A 20,852-nucleotide genomic window follows, 5' to 3' on the forward strand; every position below is an offset into this window, starting at 1 on the left:
GTTTAATCCCAAATCACGTCATTCTTCCAAATCTTTAAACTTTAACTGCCACAAATATCAGTATCATGAACATAATCAGCGCCGCAGTCGCAAGCGCCATTTTTTTGCCATAGCTAGTATCTTCGCGTTGGGTTTGCTTTAGTAATGAAAGGGTAGCAATACCTTGTGAAATGCGTATGGCGTCAGGGTGACCATGTGCCGCAGCCAGCTCTAGCCAGTATTTGCCCATCTCGCTATCTTGCTCGACCCCATGTCCTGCATAGTAGAGTTTACTGAGTAATTTCTCCGCACGATTATCATGCTGCGAGGCTGCTTGTTGCAACAGTAGCAAGGCTTGTTGCGAATTTTGAGAAATCTTGAGTAAGTGATTGCCTTCAAATAGCCACAGCGCTTGGCGCAGCAATGCATCAGCAAGACCATTCTCGGCAAATTCATCAATTATTTGTACAGCTTTTGACAAATTATCTGCTGATAGAGTGTTTTCGACTACATTTTCTGCTGGTACATTGTCTTCAAGTACACTGTTTTCTAATACATTATTTTCTAATAAATTGCCACTTGATTGCGCTGTTTGAATCAGTGCAACCGCTTTTTCATACATTGCTCGGTTTTGCTGAGTAATGTCTGAATCAAGCCATTGAATGGTCTGCAAATCCTGTGCAAGCTCGCCAAAAATCGCATGTTTGTTGACCACTGCCTGTGATTCGGCAATGGATTTGCGCTGATTGAGCAGTCCTTCATGCAGTGTGGGATTGAGTAGCGCGGCTTCAACTTCTGCCTGATAGCGCGCGATTTCCTGTGCTTGGCGTTGCTGTTCTTCTTGTTGTTTTTGCTGTTCAATCTGTTTGGCTTGGGCTCTTGCTTGCGCAATGACTTGGCGATTTGAGCGTGTTTTTGATGGGATTTTACTGGTTAGCGATTGAGAAGTAAGAGGGTTTTTGAGCGAAGTGGGCGGCACCGATGACGCCGTTTGTTCAGCCATGTGCACAGATTTATCAGTAGCAGGGGTGACATTTTCCAATACCGCTTTATGTTCATTGGCTGTATCAATTACATTGGACTTATCCATCACCGGGGTGATTTGCATCACTGTTTGGCTAAAATCTGGCACCTCGGTAAAGTCAAACCGATAAATTTGCGGCAATGCCACGCCGTCATCGGCAGCCATCTCATTGGGATACTTACGATCAATCAGCGGATTATCTTCATCGGTGACAAATTTTGAATGAGAGAAGTGAGATGCAATCATGGTGTTGGATAAATGTTGATAGTGATGTCATTATAGAGGACAAATCACCGAAAGTAAAAAAGCCAAAACCATAAAAAAGGACAGCATCACTGTCCTTTTAATGGCAATTTAACGCTGACTTGTAACAGCGCTATCTTACAGTCGTTATCTTGCAGGTGTTATAGTGCAATTATTGGGCAATGGTTACGGGCGTTTTTGATTGTAATTCTTCAAACGTGACACCGTCTGCCAGCTCAACCAGTTTTAGACCGTTATCGGTCACATCCATGATGGCCAAATCAGAGATGATACGATTCACCACTTTTTTGCCTGTCAGGGGTAACGTACATTCAGCCAATACTTTTGGCTCACCATGTTTGTTGGTATGTTCCATCAATACAATGACGCGTTGAACGCCTGCGACCAAGTCCATCGCGCCGCCCATGCCTTTAACCATCTTGCCAGGAATCATCCAGTTGGCAAGATCGCCATTGTCTGAAACTTCCATCGCCCCTAAGATGGCAAGGTTGACTTTGCCGCCACGAATCATGGCAAATGATTGTGAGCTTGAAAAAAAGCTCGCACCGGTCGCTGTGGTGACGGTCTGTTTACCGGCATTGATTAAATCTGGGTCAACTTTATCGGGTGTTGGGAATTCATCAATCCCAAGCAGCCCATTTTCTGATTGTAGCCAAACGTTGACGCCTTCTGGAATATAGTTCGCCACTAAGGTCGGTAAACCGATGCCTAGATTGACATAAAAGCCGTCCTGTAGTTCTTTTGCGGCTCTTTGTGCCATTTGTTCACGAGTCCATGCCATGGTAATCTCCTTATATCCTAGTTTGTCTGTTCTTTGGTGGTCACTTTTTCGATGCGTTTTTCTGGGTTGGCATTGACTACGATGCGATGCACATAAATACCCGGCAAATGAATTTGGTCGGGATCTAGCTCGCCAGTTTCCACCAACTGCTCAACTTCAACAATGGTGACTTTGCCTGCCGTGGCGACATCTGGGTTAAAGTTACGCGCCGTTTTGTTAAACATCAAGTTGCCTGCTTTATCGGCTTTTTGGGCTTTGACCAGTGCCACATCAGCGACTAATGAGCGCTCAAGGATATATTGACGACCGTCGAATTCACGCTCTTCTTTACCTTCAGCAATTTGGGTGCCTACGCCAGTTGCGGTAAAAAACGCAGGGATACCCGCACCCCCGGCACGCAGTTTTTCTGCCAGTGTCCCTTGTGGGGTCAATTCCACTTCCAATTCACCCGATAAAAACTGACGTTCAAATTCTTTGTTTTCACCCACATACGACGCAATCATTTTTTTGACTTGGCGAGTCTCTAGCAATAATCCCAAACCAAAGCCATCGACACCAGCGTTATTGCTGATACAGGTCAAATCTTTAACGCCGCTATCTCGCAAGGCTTCAATCAAAGCTTCGGGGATACCACACAGACCAAAACCACCCACCGCAATCGTTTGTCCATCTTTGATGACGCCTTCAAGTGCCGCAGCTGCGCTGTCATATACTTTGCTGGTCATACATTCACTCCTTGTCGCTAACCAATGTTGTTAATATCATTTACCAAAAATAAAAATCACGCTCAAACCTAAAAATTCTAAAACGAAACAGATTGTATCATTATAGAATTTATATAACAAATTTTGTCTTAAGTAAATCACATTGCATGAATTTTTGCAAAAAGTAAACCCAGTTTTTCGCAAAAATAGGGCATAAAAAAAGGCATACTAGGGATGCCTTAAATTTATTAATGTTTAATAGTCAATTTTTTATCGATTGTCTAGTCATCATTGGCAGAGCGGGTGATGCGTTTGGCGTTCGAGTTGACCGTTTTGGCTTGTCCGTCAATGGTCGTGCCAAATTTACCGCCGTTGTTATTTTTGCTACCAAAGCCCCCGAACGGATTTTGTCCACCCATACCACCAAATGGATTTTGACCGCCAAACGGGTTTTGTCCACCCATGCCGCCAAGACCCCCTAAGCCACCCATTTTTGAGGGATCCATACCGCCCATTTTGCTTGCCATCATTTGCATCAATTTTTCTGGGTTTTTAGTGGCATAGTCTTTGGCAAAGGCTTTAAACTTATTTTGTACCGCGGGTAATAACACAATAAGTGCCGCAATATCACTTAAAATACCTGGCAGTACCAACAAGATACCTGCCACCGCAAAAGCAATCGCTTTAACCACGGAATTTTCATTGGGACGCATGGCAGGGTTAAGCATGGCAGCTTGCGCTTGTCCAGCCATCGGTTTTAAGGTGGCTATGCCTTTTTTAATGAGTGCGGCACCCACAAAGCCCGCTACGACAAACCACAAAAACACCCACCAGCCACTGACAAATTGTGCGATTAGATACCAAACTAGCATCTCAATAATCAACCAGACAATGGCAATCCCAACTATATTTCCCATGAAAATACGATTCCTAAATTGTGAATAAACTATAAAGAACAAACGATGAATCATTAACCAATGCAATAATGATGGGGGTAATGCATAAAACTATCAAATAGTTTTTTGAAATTCAGCAATTTTTTCGTTAAATTTTTGATAAATGCTATAATTTGACTTCGTTTTTAGCTTCGATATTTTTAGCTTTGACTGCATTTTTAGCAAAGTTGTTTTGTGGGTATCTTTTTTTACGAGCATGTTTTACGAGCATTTTTTATGAGTATCTTTATTGGTATTGACCCAGGCTCACGTCTGACAGGCTATGGCATCATTCGGTTGAGTGGAGATAAACTTGAACATTTGGATGCAGGCACGATTCATGCTTACAGCCAAGGGGAAACCATGCCAGAGCGGCTCAAGCGGATATTTGATGGGATTAGCCGTATCGTTGAGCATTATCAAAAATACACCAATGAACCCATGACCGCCGCCATCGAGCAAGTATTTATGGCATCAAACCCCGATACCGCGCTCAAGCTTGGGCAGGCGCGGGGTGCAGCGATTGCCGCCATGGTTGCCAAAGATTTGCAAGTAGCTGAATATACCGCACGGCAAATCAAACAAGCGGTATGTGGCTATGGCGCGGCAGACAAAGAGCAGATTCAGCTTATGGTCATGCGCTTGTTGAGCCTTGAGATACAGCCGCAAGCGGATGCGGCAGATGGGTTAGCGTGTGCGATTTGTCATGCCTATCATAGCCAGACACTGAATAAATTGCTCGGTGGGGCAGCGGTAATCGCTGGTCAAAGCGCAGGTGGACGCTCAAAGAAAAAAGGGCGCTGGCGCTTGACCGAAGTTGATTTGGGTAATTTAAGTTAAAAGGCAGGTTAAAAGATAGGTTAAAAGTTAGGTTAAAAGGCAGTGAGGTTCGCCAATCTCAAGAAAATTTTTATATCCCACAAGGCTTTTGATGGGTTTAGACTTCTTTGTCAGCATAAAAATCGCTACAATGGCATCTTTTGAAAATTGAACACAAGAAGTACCTCATGAGCCAACTAGCTACTGCAACTTTATTGATTAAATGCCAAGACCGCGCAGGCATTGTGCAAGCTGTATCCGAATTTTTTTATCGTTATGGCGCCAATATTATCAGCCTTGACCAATACTCGACTGAGCCCGAAGGCGGTCAGTATTTTATGCGCCTTGAAATGGCTATCAATGATTTAGACAATATCATCGATAATATGAAAGGCAGTTTTGAGCATACCGTCGCTCGCATCTATCAAATGGAATGGAAACTATTTGATAATAGTAAACGTAAAAAAGTGGCGATTTTGGTGTCCAAATACGACCATGCGCTACTTGATTTACTATGGCGCTGGCAACAAGGACAACTAGATTGTGAGATTACCTGTGTCGTCAGTAATCATCATGATTTGCGCCAAGCGGTAGAAAATTTTGGTGTGCCATTTCATCAAGTGACTGTGAGCAAAGACAACAAAGTAGAAGCAGAAGCCGAAATTCAAGCGCTGGTAAAAGACTGTGATTTGTTGGTGCTAGCGCGCTATATGCAGATTTTGTCCGCTGAATTTACCGCCGCTTGGCACATGAAAATTATCAATATTCACCACTCATTCTTGCCAGCCTTTGTCGGCGCTGATCCATACCGCCAAGCGTATGAAAAAGGGGTCAAACTGATTGGCGCCACCGCGCATTATGTCACAGCTGACCTTGACCAAGGACCGATTATTGAGCAAGACGTGCACCGTGTCAGCCATCGCCACCATGTGGCAGAATTGCGGGCGATTGGACAAGATGTCGAGCGTAGCGTGCTGACCCGTGCCGTGCGTTGGCATCTACAAAACCGTGTGATTGTCACAGGCAATAAAACGGTGGTATTTAACTAATTTTTCATCTGTTATTTGTTGTCATTGCAACTTATCTTGTTATTAGGGCGTAGGTTTTACGCCCTTCTCATTATAAAAATAATCTACCTGTGGTAGTCCTATGCCGTTATCAAAGTCGCCAGCGCCACGATCCAACACTCGTATGACCCACTATAAAACCTTGGGCTTACTGCTCACCTTATACTTGGCTCAAGGCTTGCCCGCAGGATTTATCACCCAAGCCTTGCCAGCGATTTTACGTGAATACAAAGTCTCACTGGTTGCCATTGGTTGGTCAGGGCTGATTTTGGTACCTTGGGGGCTTAAATTCCTTTGGGCTACTGTGGTGGACGGCTATTATTCAGAGAAAATCGGACGCGCCAAAAGCTGGATTTTGCCGATGCAAGGGCTGTCGATTGTCATACTGGTTGCGGTGGCGTTTTTTGAACCGCATAATTTGGCACAAACCAGTTCGGTGATGACGTTGTACGGGATGTTATTTACCTTAAGCCTCATTGGGGCGACACACGATGTGGCGACGGATGGGCTAGCAACCCGTTTGCTTAAAACGGCTATGGCGCCCAAAGAACCGCTGACCCATGATATGCCTGCACCTACTCTTGATTCGGTGAATCAAACGACCAATCACCATCATCGCCAAAGCCAAGGCAATGCGGTACAAGTCATCGGCTATCGGCTGGGGCTTATCGTCGGTGGCGGTGTTTTACTGATGCTGTTAGAACAATGGGGCTGGCGTAATAGTTTTCTTGCCATGGCGGCTTTGGTGGCAATGAATACCGTGCCCATTATATTTTTTAAAGAGCACGCCAATACCTCGGTTGAACCCCCAAAAAAACAAGTGCAGGCAGCAAAATCTGGCAGTTTTAAGGCGCTAAAAAATTACCTGAGCCACCATTATCAATATTTTTGGTCATCGCGTGAGATGCTGGCTTGGCTAGGGGTGTTATTGACCTATAAAATTGCTGATGGCATTTCAAGCGGTATGGTCAAACCGATGATGGTCGATGTTGGACTCAACTTGCAGCAAATTGGCTTTTGGGCAACTATTTTGGGCTCGGCGGCCTCAGTCGCTGGGGCAGGGGTCGCCACAATTTTGATGAAACGACTCACTCACTTTACGTCACTGCTATATTTTAATCTTGCCCAAGCGCTGACCACAGGGTTATATGGCTTGGTCGCTTATGGGTTTTATCATCAGTTACTGACGGATTTTTTGTGGCTCTATGTCGTCAATGCGCTGGAGCATTTTTGTGCATCGTTGGCGCTGATTGCGATGCTCACGACCATTATGCATTATTCACGCCCTGCCAATGCGGGGAGTGATTTTACTGTGCAGGTTTGTCTGTTGACGGTGTTGGGCGGCTCAGCGCATTTTGCCAGCGGCTATATGGCGCATTTTTTGGGCTATCAATGGCATTTTTGGGTGAGTATGTTGATTGGCTTTGTGTGCCTTGCACCAATAATTTACTGGCATAAATTACAAAATAATGAGAAATAATTTCATTTTTAATTGATTTTTGATATTTTTGACCATATTATCTGTTTATATGATAAATTAAGAAACATATACAGAGCGGAGGGGATATGGCAAAAACATTTTGGCTGAACCAAAAATTTAATATCAATTTACCCATTTGGACGTTATTGTCACCAAGTATTGCCGCTTTAGTGCTTGCGGTGCATTTGATTTGGCATCCCTCGGGTATCATCATGAATACCGTGACGGCGATTTTTTTGATGGGGTCAGTTTTTGCTGCCGTGCATCATGCTGAGGTGATTGCTCACAAAGTGGGTGAGCCTTTTGGTACGTTGGTTTTGGCATTGGCGGTCACTGTGATTGAAGTGGCACTTATTTTGGCACTCATGAGTAGTAGCACACCCACCGATGCGGCGGTGCTTGCCCGTGATACGGTATTTGCAGCAGTGATGCTGATTTGTAACGGGATTATTGGTATTTGCCTGTTAATTGGTGGTATCAAAAATTATGTACAGCGTTATAGTTTGCATGGCAGTAAAGCAGCAATTAGTGTGTTATTGGCGATTGCATTAATCGTATTTATTTTACCCAATTTTACCACCTCTGCCGCAGGCGGTTTTATGATTGGCGCTCAGCTAATGTTTGTAGCGATTTGCTGTTTGATTTTGTATGCCGCATTTATCTTTACCCAAACCATTCGTCACCGAGATTATTTTATTGCCGACGGTGTAGATGATCAGCATCACAGTGATAATGCGCTAACCACGGCGATGAGTGTGGGATTTTTGTTTTTCAGTTTGGTGACGGTGGTGGGTCTTGCTAAGATGTTGTCGCCTGCGATGGAAGCGGCGCTGCTGGCGATGGGTATGCCAAAAATCGTGTTAGGGATTATCATTGCTGCCTTGGTACTGTTGCCTGAATCTATTGCTGCGTTAAAAGCTGCCTACAACGACCAGCTGCAAAACAGTTTAAATTTGGCGTTAGGCTCGGCTTTAGCGTCTATTTCGTTGACAATTCCTGTTATCGCGCTTTATTCAATCTTCACCGCAACGCCCGTTATGTTTGGGTTGTCTGCCAAAGAAGGGCTAATGCTAGTCATTACGCTGATGATAACTATCAATACTTTAAGTACCGGGCGCACCACTTTTTTACATGGCATCATTCATTTGGTCATGTTAGCCACTTTTGTGTTTTTCTCCATTATCCCCTAAAGGAATAAATGGCATAGAAAATTGGCGTAATAAATGACGTAATAAATGAAAGGATACTTGCAATCAGTAACATTCCTTTACTAAATACTTATGCTCATCGATTTAAGTTTTTGCTAATCTAGAGGGCAACTAGAATAACGCCATCATTAACACGATTATCGTTGTAGTGATTAGAGGTCATTCTAGTCATTTGAGGTGTTGAAACGGTCATTTAAGAGTTTCAACAAACCAGACATTAAAAATCGTATATTAAAAAGCGTGAATTAAAATATTACAACATAAGGAAAAACAAATGGGACTATTTAGTTTTGCAAAAGACATCGGCGATAAAATTTTTCATCGTAACAAAGACGCTGCGCCAGCATCGACACCTGCATCAAATGTTGCACCAACCGCAGCGCCTGCCGCTTCTACTGAGCCATCTGCACAAGAGATTGCAAACTTATTGATTCAGCGCATCCAACAAAATGCCAAAATTGACAATCTATCAGTCAACTATGACGGTAACACTGACAAAGTAACTATTAATGGTTCTGCTGCTAACCAAGCAGAGCGCGAAAAAGCCATTCTAGCGGCAGGTAATGTACAGTATGTTGCACAAGTGGAAGACAACATCACGGTTGCGACGCAAGAGCCAGAATCTCGTATGTACACAGTGAAATCAGGCGATACGCTGTCAAAAATTTCAAAAGAAGTGTATGGCGATACCAACCAATACAATAAAATCTTTGAAGCCAACAAACCATTATTATCTGACCCAAATAAAATCTATCCAGGTCAAGTACTGCGTATCCCAGCTTAATTTTTACCAAAAGCCTTATAAAAAACCAGTGACCCCTGTCGCTGGTTTTTTTATAAAAAAATTTGCATATCGACAAATAAAGTTTTATAGTATGTCGCTGATTCATTAGTTTTGATAACATATCAAACTGTGAATGCAATCAAATTTTTATTTCCGCTCTGTTTTGGCATTCTGATGTTAGTACCATCGCCAAAACCGCCACCCTAGCAAAAGGGAAAAAGGAGACACATGATGTCCGTACTTACTCACAACGTAAAACGTCTAAACAACACTGTTGATGTGTCTGCCGTCTGTTTTAACTAATTAAAATTTGGTTTTTTAACAGCGTATATGCGATACGCCCTAGATTTACCGATTTTGATTTATCAAACCCAAAGTATCACCATCAATAGTAACTGTCTGAGAATAAAGCGAAGATTGGCTTTTGATTGTGTTTATTGTGATGGTAATAATTTGGGTTTTTTGTTGTCTAAAATTTCCCTATTTTTCCATGCCCCTATTTTTACATGTCACAGAAATCGTCGGATAGCTAAAACGCACCTTGCGACAAAAAACTTTTTCAGAGCATGTAGTTTTTCAAACGCATTTATGTGTGTCAGTCTTGTTTGCCAGTCGTGTTAAACGATTGGACGACGTTTTATTGTTTAAATTTACTTATCAAAGTTATTTCAAAAATTTTTAATTATCATTTATTGGTCTAAATTTGCTACGCTAAAAATTTTAAGGGTGTGAATTTAGCATTTAAACAGAAAAAATATATGAGTATTCAATTAGTATTAAATAAATCTGCGCAACATGGCGTACCTGTCAAAGTATTTACCAAAGATATTGAACGAGAAGCCATCCAGCAGTTACGTAATCTTGCCCAGCTTGAATTTGTCCATCACCATATTGCGGTAATGCCTGATGTGCATGTGGGCAAGGGTGCGACTGTGGGTAGTGTGATTCCGACTAAAGATGCGATTATTCCTGCGGCGGTGGGTGTGGATATCGGCTGCGGCATGAACGCGGTGCGACTGTCGCTCAAAGCCCACCAATTGCCCGATAATCTAGCTAAAATCCGTGCAGCGATTGAAGCCAAAGTTCCTGTCGGTTTTAACCAGCACCAAGCCATCACGGTGAAAATGACTACGCTTGACCCACTTGCCAAACGCTTAAAGCGCATCACCGATAAGCACAAGGGGCTGCTCAAAATGCTGCGCAACTTTGAGCGAACTTGGGCAAAGCAGCTCGGTACGCTGGGCGGTGGTAATCATTTTATTGAGCTATGTATCGATGAAAATGAGGATGTCTGGGTGATGCTGCATTCGGGCAGTCGCGGCATTGGCAACTGTATTGGCGAGTATTTTATTACCCTTGCCAAAAAGGAACAGCAAAGCCGCTTTGGGCATGTACCTGACCGTGATTTGGCGTATTTTGCCCAAGGCTCCCATAGTTTCAACGATTACCTTGAGGCGGTACAATGGGGGCAGGATTATGCGTTGGAGAATCGCCGTGAAATGATGCGGCTGATTATCAATGTGCTACAGCGTGAACTGCCACATTTTACCCTGACCAAAGAGGCGATTAATTGCCATCACAATTATGTCAGCCAAGAACATCACTACGGTGAGGACGTGTACGTCACCCGTAAAGGGGCAATTTCTGCTTTCGAGGGTGAGCTTGGTATTATACCTGGCTCGATGGGGGCAAAATCCTATATCGTCAAAGGCAAGGGCAATAGCGAGGCGTTGTGTTCGTGTTCACATGGGGCAGGGCGACGCATGAGCCGTGGCAAAGCGATTCGGCATTTTAACCTTGATGACCTAAAAGCACAGACGGCGGGCGTGGAGTGCCGTAGAGACAAGGGCGTGATGGATGAAATTCCAGAGGCGTATAAAGATATTGATGCAGTGATGGCGAATCAGTCGGAGCTTGTCGAAGTCGTCCATACGCTCAAACAAGTGATGTGTATTAAAGGATAAACCATGAAAAACCAAAAACAATTAATCAAATTGGGCGAGCAACTGGATAAAAATCCGTCAATCACTCAATCCAATTTGGCTGTTAAACCCCGTAATTACTTGGCGTTAAATCCGCTTTTGCAAAAAGGCGGACTGCATGAAAAAGACGATGTCGAAATCGCCCGTAAAAAACAACGCAGGCAGACCAAGCAGGATTTGCGAAAACAAGTTTGGCGACAGGAATCGTAATAACCAAACACCCCAGATTTTGGGGTGTTTATTTCAAGCCTATACAATATAAACTTATTCAAATACCACGTCCGCGCCATCGGCTATCGTGCCATACAGACTTAGCGCATCCCAATTGGTCAAACGCACACAACCGTGTGATTTTTGTGCGCTAATTAACTCAGGCTCAGGCGAGCCATGAATACCATAGCCCCGTTTTGACAACCCAATCCAAGCGCGCCCCACAGGATTGTTAGGTCCTGGTGGTAGCCACTTTTCTTTGGAAGAAAAATCAGTATTATAGGTGGGGTTTAATACCCGGTTTTTAACTTTTAAACTGCCAGACGGTGAGGGGGTGTAATTAGAGCCGACTGTTGTCGGGTAGCTTGCAACGAGCTCACCACTAGCAGCATAGGCGTACAAGATATTTTTCTTTTTATCGCTCACAACCTTGGTCACTTCCGTCATATTGGGCTGATAAGGATTGTACACGGTGATAACGTTACCTGCTTTGAGTGGCGTGGTGGGGTTTAATCGACTTACCAGTTTTTGGCTCATATGGAACTTTTCAGCTACTGCTTCACGCGCTGATTTGTATTGCATGTCTTTGGGCGCTTTGGTAATCACCAAATCATCGCGCGTTAGCTGATAATTGATAAAAATCGGCTGCTTATTTAAAGTCTCGTTGCTGGTTAACGCTGACCAAGTGGCTTCATCCATCGTGGTGGTTACGGGCAGATTGTGCTTTTGCTGAAAAATCTGCATCGCTTTGATGGTGTTTTTATTCATTATTCCTGTCAGTGCACCCACACTATGCCCATGCCAGTTAAGCAGTGCTTGGGTCTTAAATACCAGCAGTTCATCAGGCTTAATGAACACTTGTTTTGATGGTAACGTGTCTTTGTCAGCCACGGATGACGGATTGTCATTAGCCGATTGTTTGAGCGCAGAGTAGTCAATAGTTGATTGAAAACCTGGCGTAGATTGGGTCGCTGAAGCAGATGCGGTTGATGCGGCTTGTGACGCCACCACCGCAGAGGCAGGCATGGTTTTTAATTCAATAGCGCCTTTGGGTGACCAACTCACTTGGTTTACTTGCTGGGCAACCATTGGTAAATTATCAGTGGTATAGGCAATCTCTGGCAAGGCTTGTTTCAGTCGTTGCTGCACCAAGCTTGTGCCAATAAACTGTTGACTGACATTGGCTTTTAGTGTTGGGGCAGGCGAAGAGGCAGCGATACTTGCGGTTGTACTGGCTGCAGTACTAGCTGTAGTACTTGCTGTCGGAACTGTAGGTACATCCATCGCTTGATTGGGTGACTGTTGACAGGCAGATAAACTGATAGCAAGCACGATGCTTGTAAAGCAAGGTAAAATTTTATAATAAGAAGACATAGTCATTGAAATTTAAGAAAAATTTAGCAAAGAAGGATGGGATGAAAGGTCATCGAAGTTTTAGAGAAACGATAATGGCATACTATAGCAAAACTCGGTTGAAGATAAGCAGGATTTTACAAATTTTTCAAAAAAATGTTGGCAAAAATGGCATAAAAAAAGGCAGGTTAGACCAGCTAACACTACCTTTAACGCACGATAAAAATTAGGATAATCAAATATTATAAGTTAGCGATGACCGCATCACCCATGTCTGAGCAAGAAACCAGCGTGGTGCCTTGTTCAAAGATATCGCCTGTGCGTAACCCTTGCTGCAATACTTTTTGCACCGCTTGCTCAACTTGCGTGGCACGGGCTTCATCATTGAGGCTATAACGTAACAGCATCGCCAATGACAAAATGGTTGCCAATGGATTGGCTTTATTTTGACCGGCGATATCAGGGGCAGAACCATGCGATGGTTCATATAGCCCTTTACCTGTGTCATTTAAGCTCGCGGATGGTAGCATACCAATAGAGCCAGTCAGCATTGAGGCTTGATCTGACAAAATATCGCCAAAAATATTGCCTGTGGCAATCACATCAAACTGTTTTGGGGCTTTGACCAGCTGCATCGCTGCATTGTCGACATACATGTGAGTCAATTCAACATCTGGGTATTCGGCAGCGACTTCGGTGAAAATCTGCTTCCAAAACTCTGTGGTCTCAAGTACGTTGGCTTTATCAACTGAGCAGAGTTTTTTACCGCGTTTTTGTGCCGCTTCAAAAGCGACTTTGGCAATACGGCGAATTTCTGATTCGCTGTATTTCATGGTGTTATAGCCTTCTTTCTCACCGTTTTCAAGCGTGCGAATACCGCGTGGTTCACCAAAATAAATATCGCCGGTGAGCTCACGGACAATCAAAATATCTAACCCAGATACCACCTCAGGTTTTAAAGTTGAGGCATTGGCAAGCTCTGGATAAAGAATGGCTGGGCGAAGATTGGCAAATAGATTTAAGTCTTTACGAATCGCCAGTAATCCACGCTCTGGGCGCACTGAGCGTTCAAGGCTATCATACTGTGGGCCGCCGACAGCACCGAGCAATACCGCATCAGCCTTGCGGCACAGGGTTTGGGTAGCTTCTGGATAGGGTGAGCCATGCGCATCATACGCTGAGCCACCTAACAGCCCATACTCATAGCGAGCGTCTAAGCCTTGCTCGATTAATTTGTCCAATACTTTGACAGCTTGTCCAATGATTTCAGGACCAATACCATCACCTTGTAATACGGCGATCTGTTTTGTCATGTTACTTCCTTCACGTTAATCCACAACTTTTTGCTGACAACGCAGCTTTTAAAATTTTGTTAGTTTCTAAAAAATAATCGAATCAGGCATTATTGAATGACGCTTTTTTGCGTCACGCTTTAAGGCGCATCTATAAAGCAATCTTTATAAATTCATTCGATAAAGCGCCTTGCTGATTAGGTTTTTTACACCATTGATTGGTAAGTTTGGCATTTTCATACAAATCAATACACAGGGGCGTTGGGGCAGACTGCGCTAGCAAACTATAATCGGTCTTTTGAATTTGGCGGTAGGCTTTGAGCTCATAGCGTTTACCGCTTTCAAAACGATGGATAAAACTAAAACTTTCAACCGTCGTCAAATCCTCATCCAAATAAAAACGGGTGGCAACCACGTGCTGACCACTGGGAAAACTTACCAAGTAATTTGGTATAGTAGATTTGCTCTGCGGCTTACTCATCAAAGGTGTGACGGTCACTGGGCTGGTCTCTTGGCTATGGTTGCCAAGTGTAGCGCTCGGGGTGTGAGTCGATTGATTAATAACTGACAACGTGCCAATACGATTGATTTCACAGGCATAAATGCCGGTACATTTTAGGGTGCTTTTGCCTGCAGCAATCGGTTGCGGCGCTGTTACCACTGAGGGTTTGGCGCGTGCGCTTGGCTGCTTTGTCATTGATTGACAGCCAGATAGCGCCACTGCCGAACAAATCGCAATGGCTATACCTACAACAGGCAAACAGTCAGGGCGAAAAAAGCGCTTCGTAAACATCATGGTCGTTATTCCCTCAAATCAAAAAAGGCAACTAAAATATTGCAGTAACAGGGTGGCTGCCATAGTTAGACGATGATAATTATGGCGGATGATGCCATGATTTAAACACAGTCATAGGCACGCTAAAATGTGACTAACATAACCAATATGCCAACCTTTGTCAAAAAATGCCTTTGTCAAAAAATGCTTCTTTAGACACGGCTTATACGCAGGATGGGATACATGATGGATAAACTATCAATGATAAATCATCAATGATGAAACGCTACTAACAGTGGACATTTACCTAACCAAGCAGCATTTTAAGCCGCGCCTGTGCCAAATACCCAAGGGCGTGATTGTTTGGCGTTCTCTTCATACGCTTTGATGCTATCAGCTTGCTGTAAGGTAAGACCAATATCGTCTAAACCGTTGAGCAGACAGTGCTTACGAAATTCATCGACGTCAAACGCATAGCTTTTACCTGAGGGTGAAATCACTTGCTGTTTTTCTAAATCCACGGTTAATTGGTAGCCATCTTGGGCAAAACATTCGGCAAACAATTCACTGACCGCATCTTCGCTTAAAATCACTGGCAACATGCCATTTTTAAAGCAGTTATTGTAGAAAATATCGGCAAAACTTGGCGCAATCACCGTGCGAAAACCGTATTCTTCGAGCGCCCAAGGGGCATGCTCACGGCTTGAACCACAACCAAAGTTTTTACGCGCAAGCAAAATGTTAGCACCTTGATAACGGGGCTGATTCAAAATAAAATCAGGGTTAATGGGGCGTTTGCTATTGTCTTGACCAGGATAGCCTTCGTCCAAATAACGCCATTCATCAAATAGATTGGCACCAAACCCCGTGCGTTTGATAGATTTCAAAAACTGTTTTGGAATGATTTGGTCAGTGTCCACGTTTGAGCGATCTAGTGGGCAGACAATGCCCTGCTCAAGGGTATATTTTTTCATAATTCTACCTTAATAATTTCTCACGTCAACAAAATGACCGGCTAATGCGGCGGCAGCTGCCATGGCAGGGCTGACCAAATGGGTGCGTCCGCCATTGCCTTGACGCCCTTCAAAGTTACGATTGGAGGTACTGGCGCAATGTTCTTTTGGCTGCAATTTATCCGCATTCATGGCAAGGCACATCGAGCAGCCTGGCTCCCGCCATTCAAAACCCGCTGCGGTAAAGATTTTATCTAGCCCTTCGCTTTCTGCTTGTTGTTTAACCAACCCAGAACCAGCTACCACAATCGCTTCTTTGACGCTATCTGCGACTCTGCGACCTTTGATAACCGCCGCCGCTGCGCGAATATCTTCAATACGTGAGTTGGTACAAGAGCCGATAAACACCCGATCGACTTTGATGTCAGTGACCGGTTGACCCGCGGTCAAACCCATATACTCATAGGCGCGTGTCCAAGCCTCTTTTTGGACGTCATCTTTTGCGGCATCTAGGGTAGGGACGTGCGCGCTGATATCAACCACCATCTCAGGGGAGGTGCCCCAAGATACTTGGGGTGCGATGTCCGCGCCTGCCATTTCAATGACGGTATCGAACACGGCATCGCCATCTGAGTGTAGGGTTTGCCAGTAAGCCACGGCTTTATCCCACATTTCACCGGTAGGCGCATAGGGACGACCTTTGACGTATTCAATGGTGGTGTCATCAACTGCCACCATACCAACGCGTGCGCCGGCTTCAATCGCCATGTTACACACGGTCATACGTCCTTCCATGCTCATGTCACGGAACACATCGCCTGCAAATTCAATGGCGTAGCCTGTCCCGCCCGCGGTGCCGATTTTTGCAATAATCGCTAGTACCACGTCTTTGGGGGTGACACCTTCACCCAATTTACCATCGACTTTGATAAGCATATTTTTCATCTTGGTTTGCACAAGACACTGCGTTGCCAATACATGCTCAACTTCACTGGTACCGATGCCGTGGGCAAGACAGCCTAATGCACCATGGGTTGCGGTATGTGAGTCGCCACACACCACTGTCATCCCAGGTAATACCAAACCTTGTTCTGGGCCTACCACATGCACAATACCTTGGCGCACGTCATTGATGGTAAATTCAGTGATATTAAATTTGGCACAGTTTTCATCGAGTGTGGCTACTTGCAAGCGAGAGACGTCATCTTTAATACCTGCCACCCCTTCTTTACGTTCGCTTGCCACTGTTGGAACATTATGGTCAGGGGTGGCGACGTTTGCTGACAAACGCCAAGGGTCACGATTTGCCAATGACAAGCCTTCAAATGCTTGCGGGCTTGTGACTTCGTGTAATAAATGACGGTCGATATAGATAAGACTAGAACCGTCGTCTCGTTGATTGACTAAGTGGTCTTGCCAAAGTTTATCATAAAGCGTTTGCGCTGCCATGACACATATCCTATGGTTTTTTTATAAAGGGGCGTAGTAATCGGGTACACAATAACGCCATTATAACAAAGAAAAATGATAATTTTAATTGATGATTTTTATATTTTATGAAAATTTTAGGAATGTATTGGACGATTAAATAAATTGTATTTGTCCATACGTTATCTTATAATCTTATTTAATGTATTTTTTAAAGAATGAAACTTTTATTTATATCAAATGGTAGGATTTTATTGTTGGGGGAAAGATGAATACCACAAATTTAAATACTTTTTTAGCGGTTATGCAAACAGGTAGTATCTCGCAGGCGGCTGATAAATTATTTATTACACAGCCTGCAGTAAGTAAGCGTATCAAAAACTTAGAAGACGAATTTGATGTCACCCTTTTTGATACCGTGGGTCGTGGTATTATCCCAACCCAAGCGGCACATGACTTGATACCCCATGCCAAACGCTGGCTAGATGATTACGATAATCTAAAAATTAATCTTAAAAACCGCCAGCAAACGGTATCAGGCAAACTGATTATTGGTACCAGTCATCATATTGGCTTACATCATCTGCCAGCTGTCCTCAAACAATTTATCCAAAGCTATCCTGCAGTACAGCTGGAAGTGCATTTTGTCGATTCTGAGCAAGCGCATAAAGCAGTCCTTGATGGCGACTTGTCGTTGGCTTTTTTAACCCTACCCCCTGTGTATGATAAACGTCTAAATTATCATATGCTATGGTCAGATCCGCTGCATTTTGTGACCGGCATTTTATCGCCACTGGCGCATAAAATGAACGTGACGCTTGAGCAATTGGCCAACTATCCAGCGATTTTACCCGCCGCCAATACCTTTACCAGTCAAATCACTTTAGCCGAATTTGCCAAATATAACTTAAAACCGTATGCTACGATGAGCACCAATCCGCTAGAGTCGATTCGTATGTTGGTATCGGTTGGGCTAGGCTGGTCGGTGTTACCACAAACGTTAGTCAATCAAGATTTACAGCCGATTAATATGGATACACCTGTTGAGTTGCAACGCTATTTGGGATTGGTTACTAACCCCAATATCACGGTATCTGCAAGTATGGCAGCCTTGCTTGACATGTTAGGATTAGAGATGGATGGTAAACATCGTGATTAATGGATCGACATAAAAAAAGCCTATCAACGTGATAGGCTTTTTTTATGGGGCTTACTTCTTCTGATAAGTTAAACGCAGCCCATAAATCCAAGCATCGTTGTTTTGGAAATCACCCACTAAGTCGCCATTGGGGATTTTTGATTTGGTATCGCCAAACATCAAGTATTTCACGCCTGCCGACACGGCGACTTCGGGTGTAACATTGTACTTGGCGCCTAGACCCACATTCCAATGACCTTCGACAGGCCCTAAGGTGGTGGTGGGATCACCCGCGCCGCTGTCCCAACCCACTGAGCCTGATACCGCCCATTGATTACTTAATTTTTTACCCAAGTCCACTTCTGCTGCCCAGCCATCATCTGAGTAATCAATCAAGTTTAAACCATTGGGATATAGGGGTTTAAAATCCGCGCCGGTGGCTTTTTTGGTCGTTGCATTATACAAAGGCGGTTTGATTGAAAAATCACTCCAAGGTACCCAGCGCAGTTTTGCGGTCAATAGGGTGGTTGGATTGAGACCTGTTTGAAAGTCAACATTCACGGATTTTGGGGTAGTGATGGTCATGTCATAACTGCCTGATTTGCCAGTTGCAGGCATGGACTCATACGCTACGGTGTCATGATCAATGTCAGAGCGATAAGTCAACGCCGCTTTAAGCGCAATCTCAGGTTTGCTATAGGCTAAACCTGCCATCCAACCATAACCATTCGATTGGGCAAAGATGCCATCATAACCTTGGGTAGAATTGTAGGCTTTACCGCGTAAATGTACTTCACCTTCTAATTTTTGTAATACCGGCCCGCCATATACTTGCCAATTATTTTTTTCGCCAAATTTGACACCCACCAAACCCGTGAAGTTTTTACTATCAACGGAGGCATTGGTACCTTCGTTGGGATGCTGAGCGATATTGCTTGCTAGATTGTAGGCTGCCCCTGCTTGCTGTGCGGTTTTAACCGCGTTAGCTGCATTATAAGCGAGTGTTTGGTTGGTTGGATCTGCTTTTGCAGCGGCGGCGGCAGTTTTTGCAGCTGTGGCGGCTGCTAGCGCCGCTTGTCCTGCACCAATAACCTGCTGCGCGCTGACTGTACCATTAACAAAGTTATTATTGCCGGTGAACTCAACATCCGCGCCCCACGGCTGGTCAAAAAACACACCCACACTGACTTTATCGTTGACGTCTGCTTTTGCCCCATAATTGATAAAATCATAGTTTAGCGCCATGTTATTAATATCGCGACCTTCTTCATACGTAGTTGGCGAAGGGGTGGTGGCCGCATTGTCTTTGCCACTAATCGATGGGTCGATGGTGATTCGTTCGATGTACGCAAAAGTGCCATCTTGCGTAAACCCCCAACTTGGCTGAGTTGAGCGGTCAAGCCCCGCGGCTTGGGCAGCGCTAGCAAATGAAATGCTGGCAATAGCGAGTGTTAAGGATTGCAATCTTAATGACATGAAATACTCCCTTTTACATGGATATTGATAAAGTGCGAATTGGAGAGCTTGCTAAAGGTTGCTAACAGATATGAGAAACTTAGACAGGATAGTGAGGCCTTCCAATGGACCCACAAAGAATAGTTAAAAACTTACGCCTTGACAACTTATGGCTTACAAAAATAGCGCCAATTTCTGACCTGATAAGTCACTAATAGCGTATTTATAGTGACATAAACATAACAAAACACCGATTAATATAATCGGTGTTTGAGTCAAAGAATAACAAAGTATTAATTTACTCTAGTCAAATTCATTTCCATTTTTTTACCATCATTGTTTTGAACCACTTTGACAGGTAAATAATCAAGTTTTGGGGCTAACCAAAAACTGGTTTGACGGTCTTTATCATCATGCACGCGATCGATACGCACCACGTCAAAAGTGCCCGCTGGCACGGTAATGCGAGTCATGGCAGATTTCTTAAAGGGCACCGCTTCAACGGTATTGCGATCTGCCATGTAATAGTTACCACGGAATTTGCCTGCTTTTAAATCCTCGCGAATTTGAATTTCCAAACTCAAATCATCATAAGCAGGCTGAGGCAAAGCAATGACTTTGTTTTGACCTTTATAATTGGTAACCAGTTGTTTTTTTGCATTATTAAAGTTTAAGGTGGTAGTACGACCCGCCCCCAAAATTTTGTATTGGGTTAACGCGCTCACCGGTAAGATAGCGCCATTGGCATTGACAAAATTGGCGGTTTGCTTGGCACTGGCTAATTTACCGACACTTGCATTAACATTATAAAAATACTGATTGCCAGTTTGGGTCAATACACGGCTTGCGGTACCATTGTATTTGCCTTCAATATTAAAATTATAGGTTGCATTAAAAGGGGCAACTGCTGCATTCGCCATAGAGGTGATAGCCATCGCTGACACGAGTGAAATACCTACGGCTAGCTTTTTTACTAAAGAATTTTTCATGTTTCATCCATCAAATAACGTTCATAAGATAAGGTTAAATCTGTTTGGTATGCATACAGTAGTATTGACGGCAAGCAAATACAAGCCAGTTAACAAAAGATTGTAATTGTGCAATAAACGACAGTCTTTATGAAGTGTTTGGGCTAGGTAGTTAAAAAATTGACAACAAATTGCAAAATTTCGTAATTTTCTGCTTGAACAAATTGGCAGACATCCCCACTGTTAGACAGTG

Annotated in this window: 19 protein-coding genes; 8 read left to right on the forward strand and 11 right to left on the reverse strand. The window is 43.8% G+C overall.

The features are described from left to right. Positions 1 to 34: 34 nt before the first annotated feature. From ACAM37_RS03190 to ACAM37_RS03205, 4 genes are all read right to left on the reverse strand, one after another. Complete coding sequence (locus tag ACAM37_RS03190) at positions 35 to 1,249, reverse strand: SEL1-like repeat protein (protein ID WP_369626549.1); 1,215 nt, start codon at positions 1,247 to 1,249, stop codon at positions 35 to 37. Between the two features lie 169 nt (positions 1,250 to 1,418). Next, positions 1,419 to 2,048 (reverse strand): 3-oxoacid CoA-transferase subunit B, encoded by a 630-nt coding sequence (locus ACAM37_RS03195; RefSeq protein WP_007114899.1) that lies wholly within the window; start codon positions 2,046 to 2,048, stop codon positions 1,419 to 1,421. Between the two features lie 17 nt (positions 2,049 to 2,065). Beyond that, the gene (locus ACAM37_RS03200; RefSeq protein WP_007114900.1) at positions 2,066 to 2,773 is read right to left on the reverse strand and encodes a CoA transferase subunit A; all 708 of its coding nucleotides are present in this window, start codon (positions 2,771 to 2,773) and stop codon (positions 2,066 to 2,068) included. A 260-nt stretch (positions 2,774 to 3,033) separates the two neighbouring features. Then, on the reverse strand, positions 3,034 to 3,669 hold the full coding sequence (locus ACAM37_RS03205) for an FxsA family protein (protein ID WP_096489146.1): 636 nt from the start codon (positions 3,667 to 3,669) through the stop codon (positions 3,034 to 3,036). Between the two features lie 255 nt (positions 3,670 to 3,924). On the opposite strand from ACAM37_RS03205, the gene ruvC reads away from it, so the two are divergent. From ruvC to ACAM37_RS03240, 7 genes are all read left to right on the forward strand, one after another. Beyond that, a complete protein-coding gene (gene ruvC, locus ACAM37_RS03210; RefSeq protein ID WP_060994366.1) occupies positions 3,925 to 4,527 on the forward strand; it encodes a crossover junction endodeoxyribonuclease RuvC in 603 nt (200 codons plus the stop codon). Between the two features lie 167 nt (positions 4,528 to 4,694). Then, positions 4,695 to 5,555, forward strand: coding sequence for a formyltetrahydrofolate deformylase (gene purU, locus ACAM37_RS03215; RefSeq protein ID WP_007114904.1), 861 nt, complete (start codon positions 4,695 to 4,697; stop codon positions 5,553 to 5,555). A 100-nt stretch (positions 5,556 to 5,655) separates the two neighbouring features. Then, positions 5,656 to 7,053 (forward strand): MFS transporter, encoded by a 1,398-nt coding sequence (locus tag ACAM37_RS03220; RefSeq protein ID WP_369626550.1) that lies wholly within the window; start codon positions 5,656 to 5,658, stop codon positions 7,051 to 7,053. Between the two features lie 86 nt (positions 7,054 to 7,139). Further along, positions 7,140 to 8,243, forward strand: a complete 1,104-nt coding sequence (locus ACAM37_RS03225; protein WP_369626551.1) for a calcium:cation antiporter — start codon at positions 7,140 to 7,142, stop codon at positions 8,241 to 8,243. A gap of 292 nt (positions 8,244 to 8,535) precedes the next feature. Further along, positions 8,536 to 9,045, forward strand: a complete 510-nt coding sequence (gene lysM / locus ACAM37_RS03230) for a peptidoglycan-binding protein LysM (protein ID WP_007114907.1) — start codon at positions 8,536 to 8,538, stop codon at positions 9,043 to 9,045. A gap of 758 nt (positions 9,046 to 9,803) precedes the next feature. Then, positions 9,804 to 11,009, forward strand: a complete 1,206-nt coding sequence (locus ACAM37_RS03235; protein ID WP_369626552.1) for an RtcB family protein — start codon at positions 9,804 to 9,806, stop codon at positions 11,007 to 11,009. 3 nt (positions 11,010 to 11,012) lie between these two features. After that, complete coding sequence (locus tag ACAM37_RS03240) at positions 11,013 to 11,237, forward strand: hypothetical protein (RefSeq protein ID WP_369626553.1); 225 nt, start codon at positions 11,013 to 11,015, stop codon at positions 11,235 to 11,237. A gap of 54 nt (positions 11,238 to 11,291) precedes the next feature. Here ACAM37_RS03240 and ACAM37_RS03245 read toward each other — a convergent pair whose 3' ends face one another. From ACAM37_RS03245 to leuC, 5 genes are all read right to left on the reverse strand, one after another. Then, on the reverse strand, positions 11,292 to 12,611 hold the full coding sequence (locus ACAM37_RS03245; RefSeq protein ID WP_369626554.1) for a L,D-transpeptidase family protein: 1,320 nt from the start codon (positions 12,609 to 12,611) through the stop codon (positions 11,292 to 11,294). A gap of 221 nt (positions 12,612 to 12,832) precedes the next feature. After that, entirely contained in the window at positions 12,833 to 13,903 is a 1,071-nt protein-coding gene (gene leuB / locus ACAM37_RS03250; protein WP_060994371.1) for a 3-isopropylmalate dehydrogenase, read from the reverse strand. Positions 13,904 to 14,033: 130 nt separating this feature from the next. After that, positions 14,034 to 14,678, reverse strand: a complete 645-nt coding sequence (locus ACAM37_RS03255; protein ID WP_007114911.1) for a hypothetical protein — start codon at positions 14,676 to 14,678, stop codon at positions 14,034 to 14,036. A 302-nt stretch (positions 14,679 to 14,980) separates the two neighbouring features. Further along, positions 14,981 to 15,631 (reverse strand): 3-isopropylmalate dehydratase small subunit, encoded by a 651-nt coding sequence (leuD, locus tag ACAM37_RS03260; RefSeq protein WP_007114912.1) that lies wholly within the window; start codon positions 15,629 to 15,631, stop codon positions 14,981 to 14,983. 9 nt (positions 15,632 to 15,640) lie between these two features. Then, entirely contained in the window at positions 15,641 to 17,059 is a 1,419-nt protein-coding gene (gene leuC, locus ACAM37_RS03265) for a 3-isopropylmalate dehydratase large subunit (RefSeq protein ID WP_353550946.1), read from the reverse strand. A 247-nt stretch (positions 17,060 to 17,306) separates the two neighbouring features. On the opposite strand from leuC, the gene ACAM37_RS03270 reads away from it, so the two are divergent. Next, the gene (locus tag ACAM37_RS03270; RefSeq protein ID WP_060994372.1) at positions 17,307 to 18,197 is read left to right on the forward strand and encodes a LysR family transcriptional regulator; all 891 of its coding nucleotides are present in this window, start codon (positions 17,307 to 17,309) and stop codon (positions 18,195 to 18,197) included. 51 nt (positions 18,198 to 18,248) lie between these two features. Here ACAM37_RS03270 and ACAM37_RS03275 read toward each other — a convergent pair whose 3' ends face one another. Together ACAM37_RS03275 and ACAM37_RS03280 are read right to left on the reverse strand one after the other, a co-directional pair. After that, entirely contained in the window at positions 18,249 to 19,652 is a 1,404-nt protein-coding gene (locus ACAM37_RS03275) for an outer membrane protein transport protein (protein WP_369626555.1), read from the reverse strand. A gap of 272 nt (positions 19,653 to 19,924) precedes the next feature. Further along, positions 19,925 to 20,620, reverse strand: a complete 696-nt coding sequence (locus ACAM37_RS03280; RefSeq protein WP_369626556.1) for a DUF3108 domain-containing protein — start codon at positions 20,618 to 20,620, stop codon at positions 19,925 to 19,927. Positions 20,621 to 20,852 lie beyond the last annotated feature (232 nt).

This window comes from Moraxella sp. K23 (assembly GCF_041154765.1).
Taxonomy (GTDB): domain Bacteria; phylum Pseudomonadota; class Gammaproteobacteria; order Pseudomonadales; family Moraxellaceae; genus Faucicola; species Faucicola tetraodonis.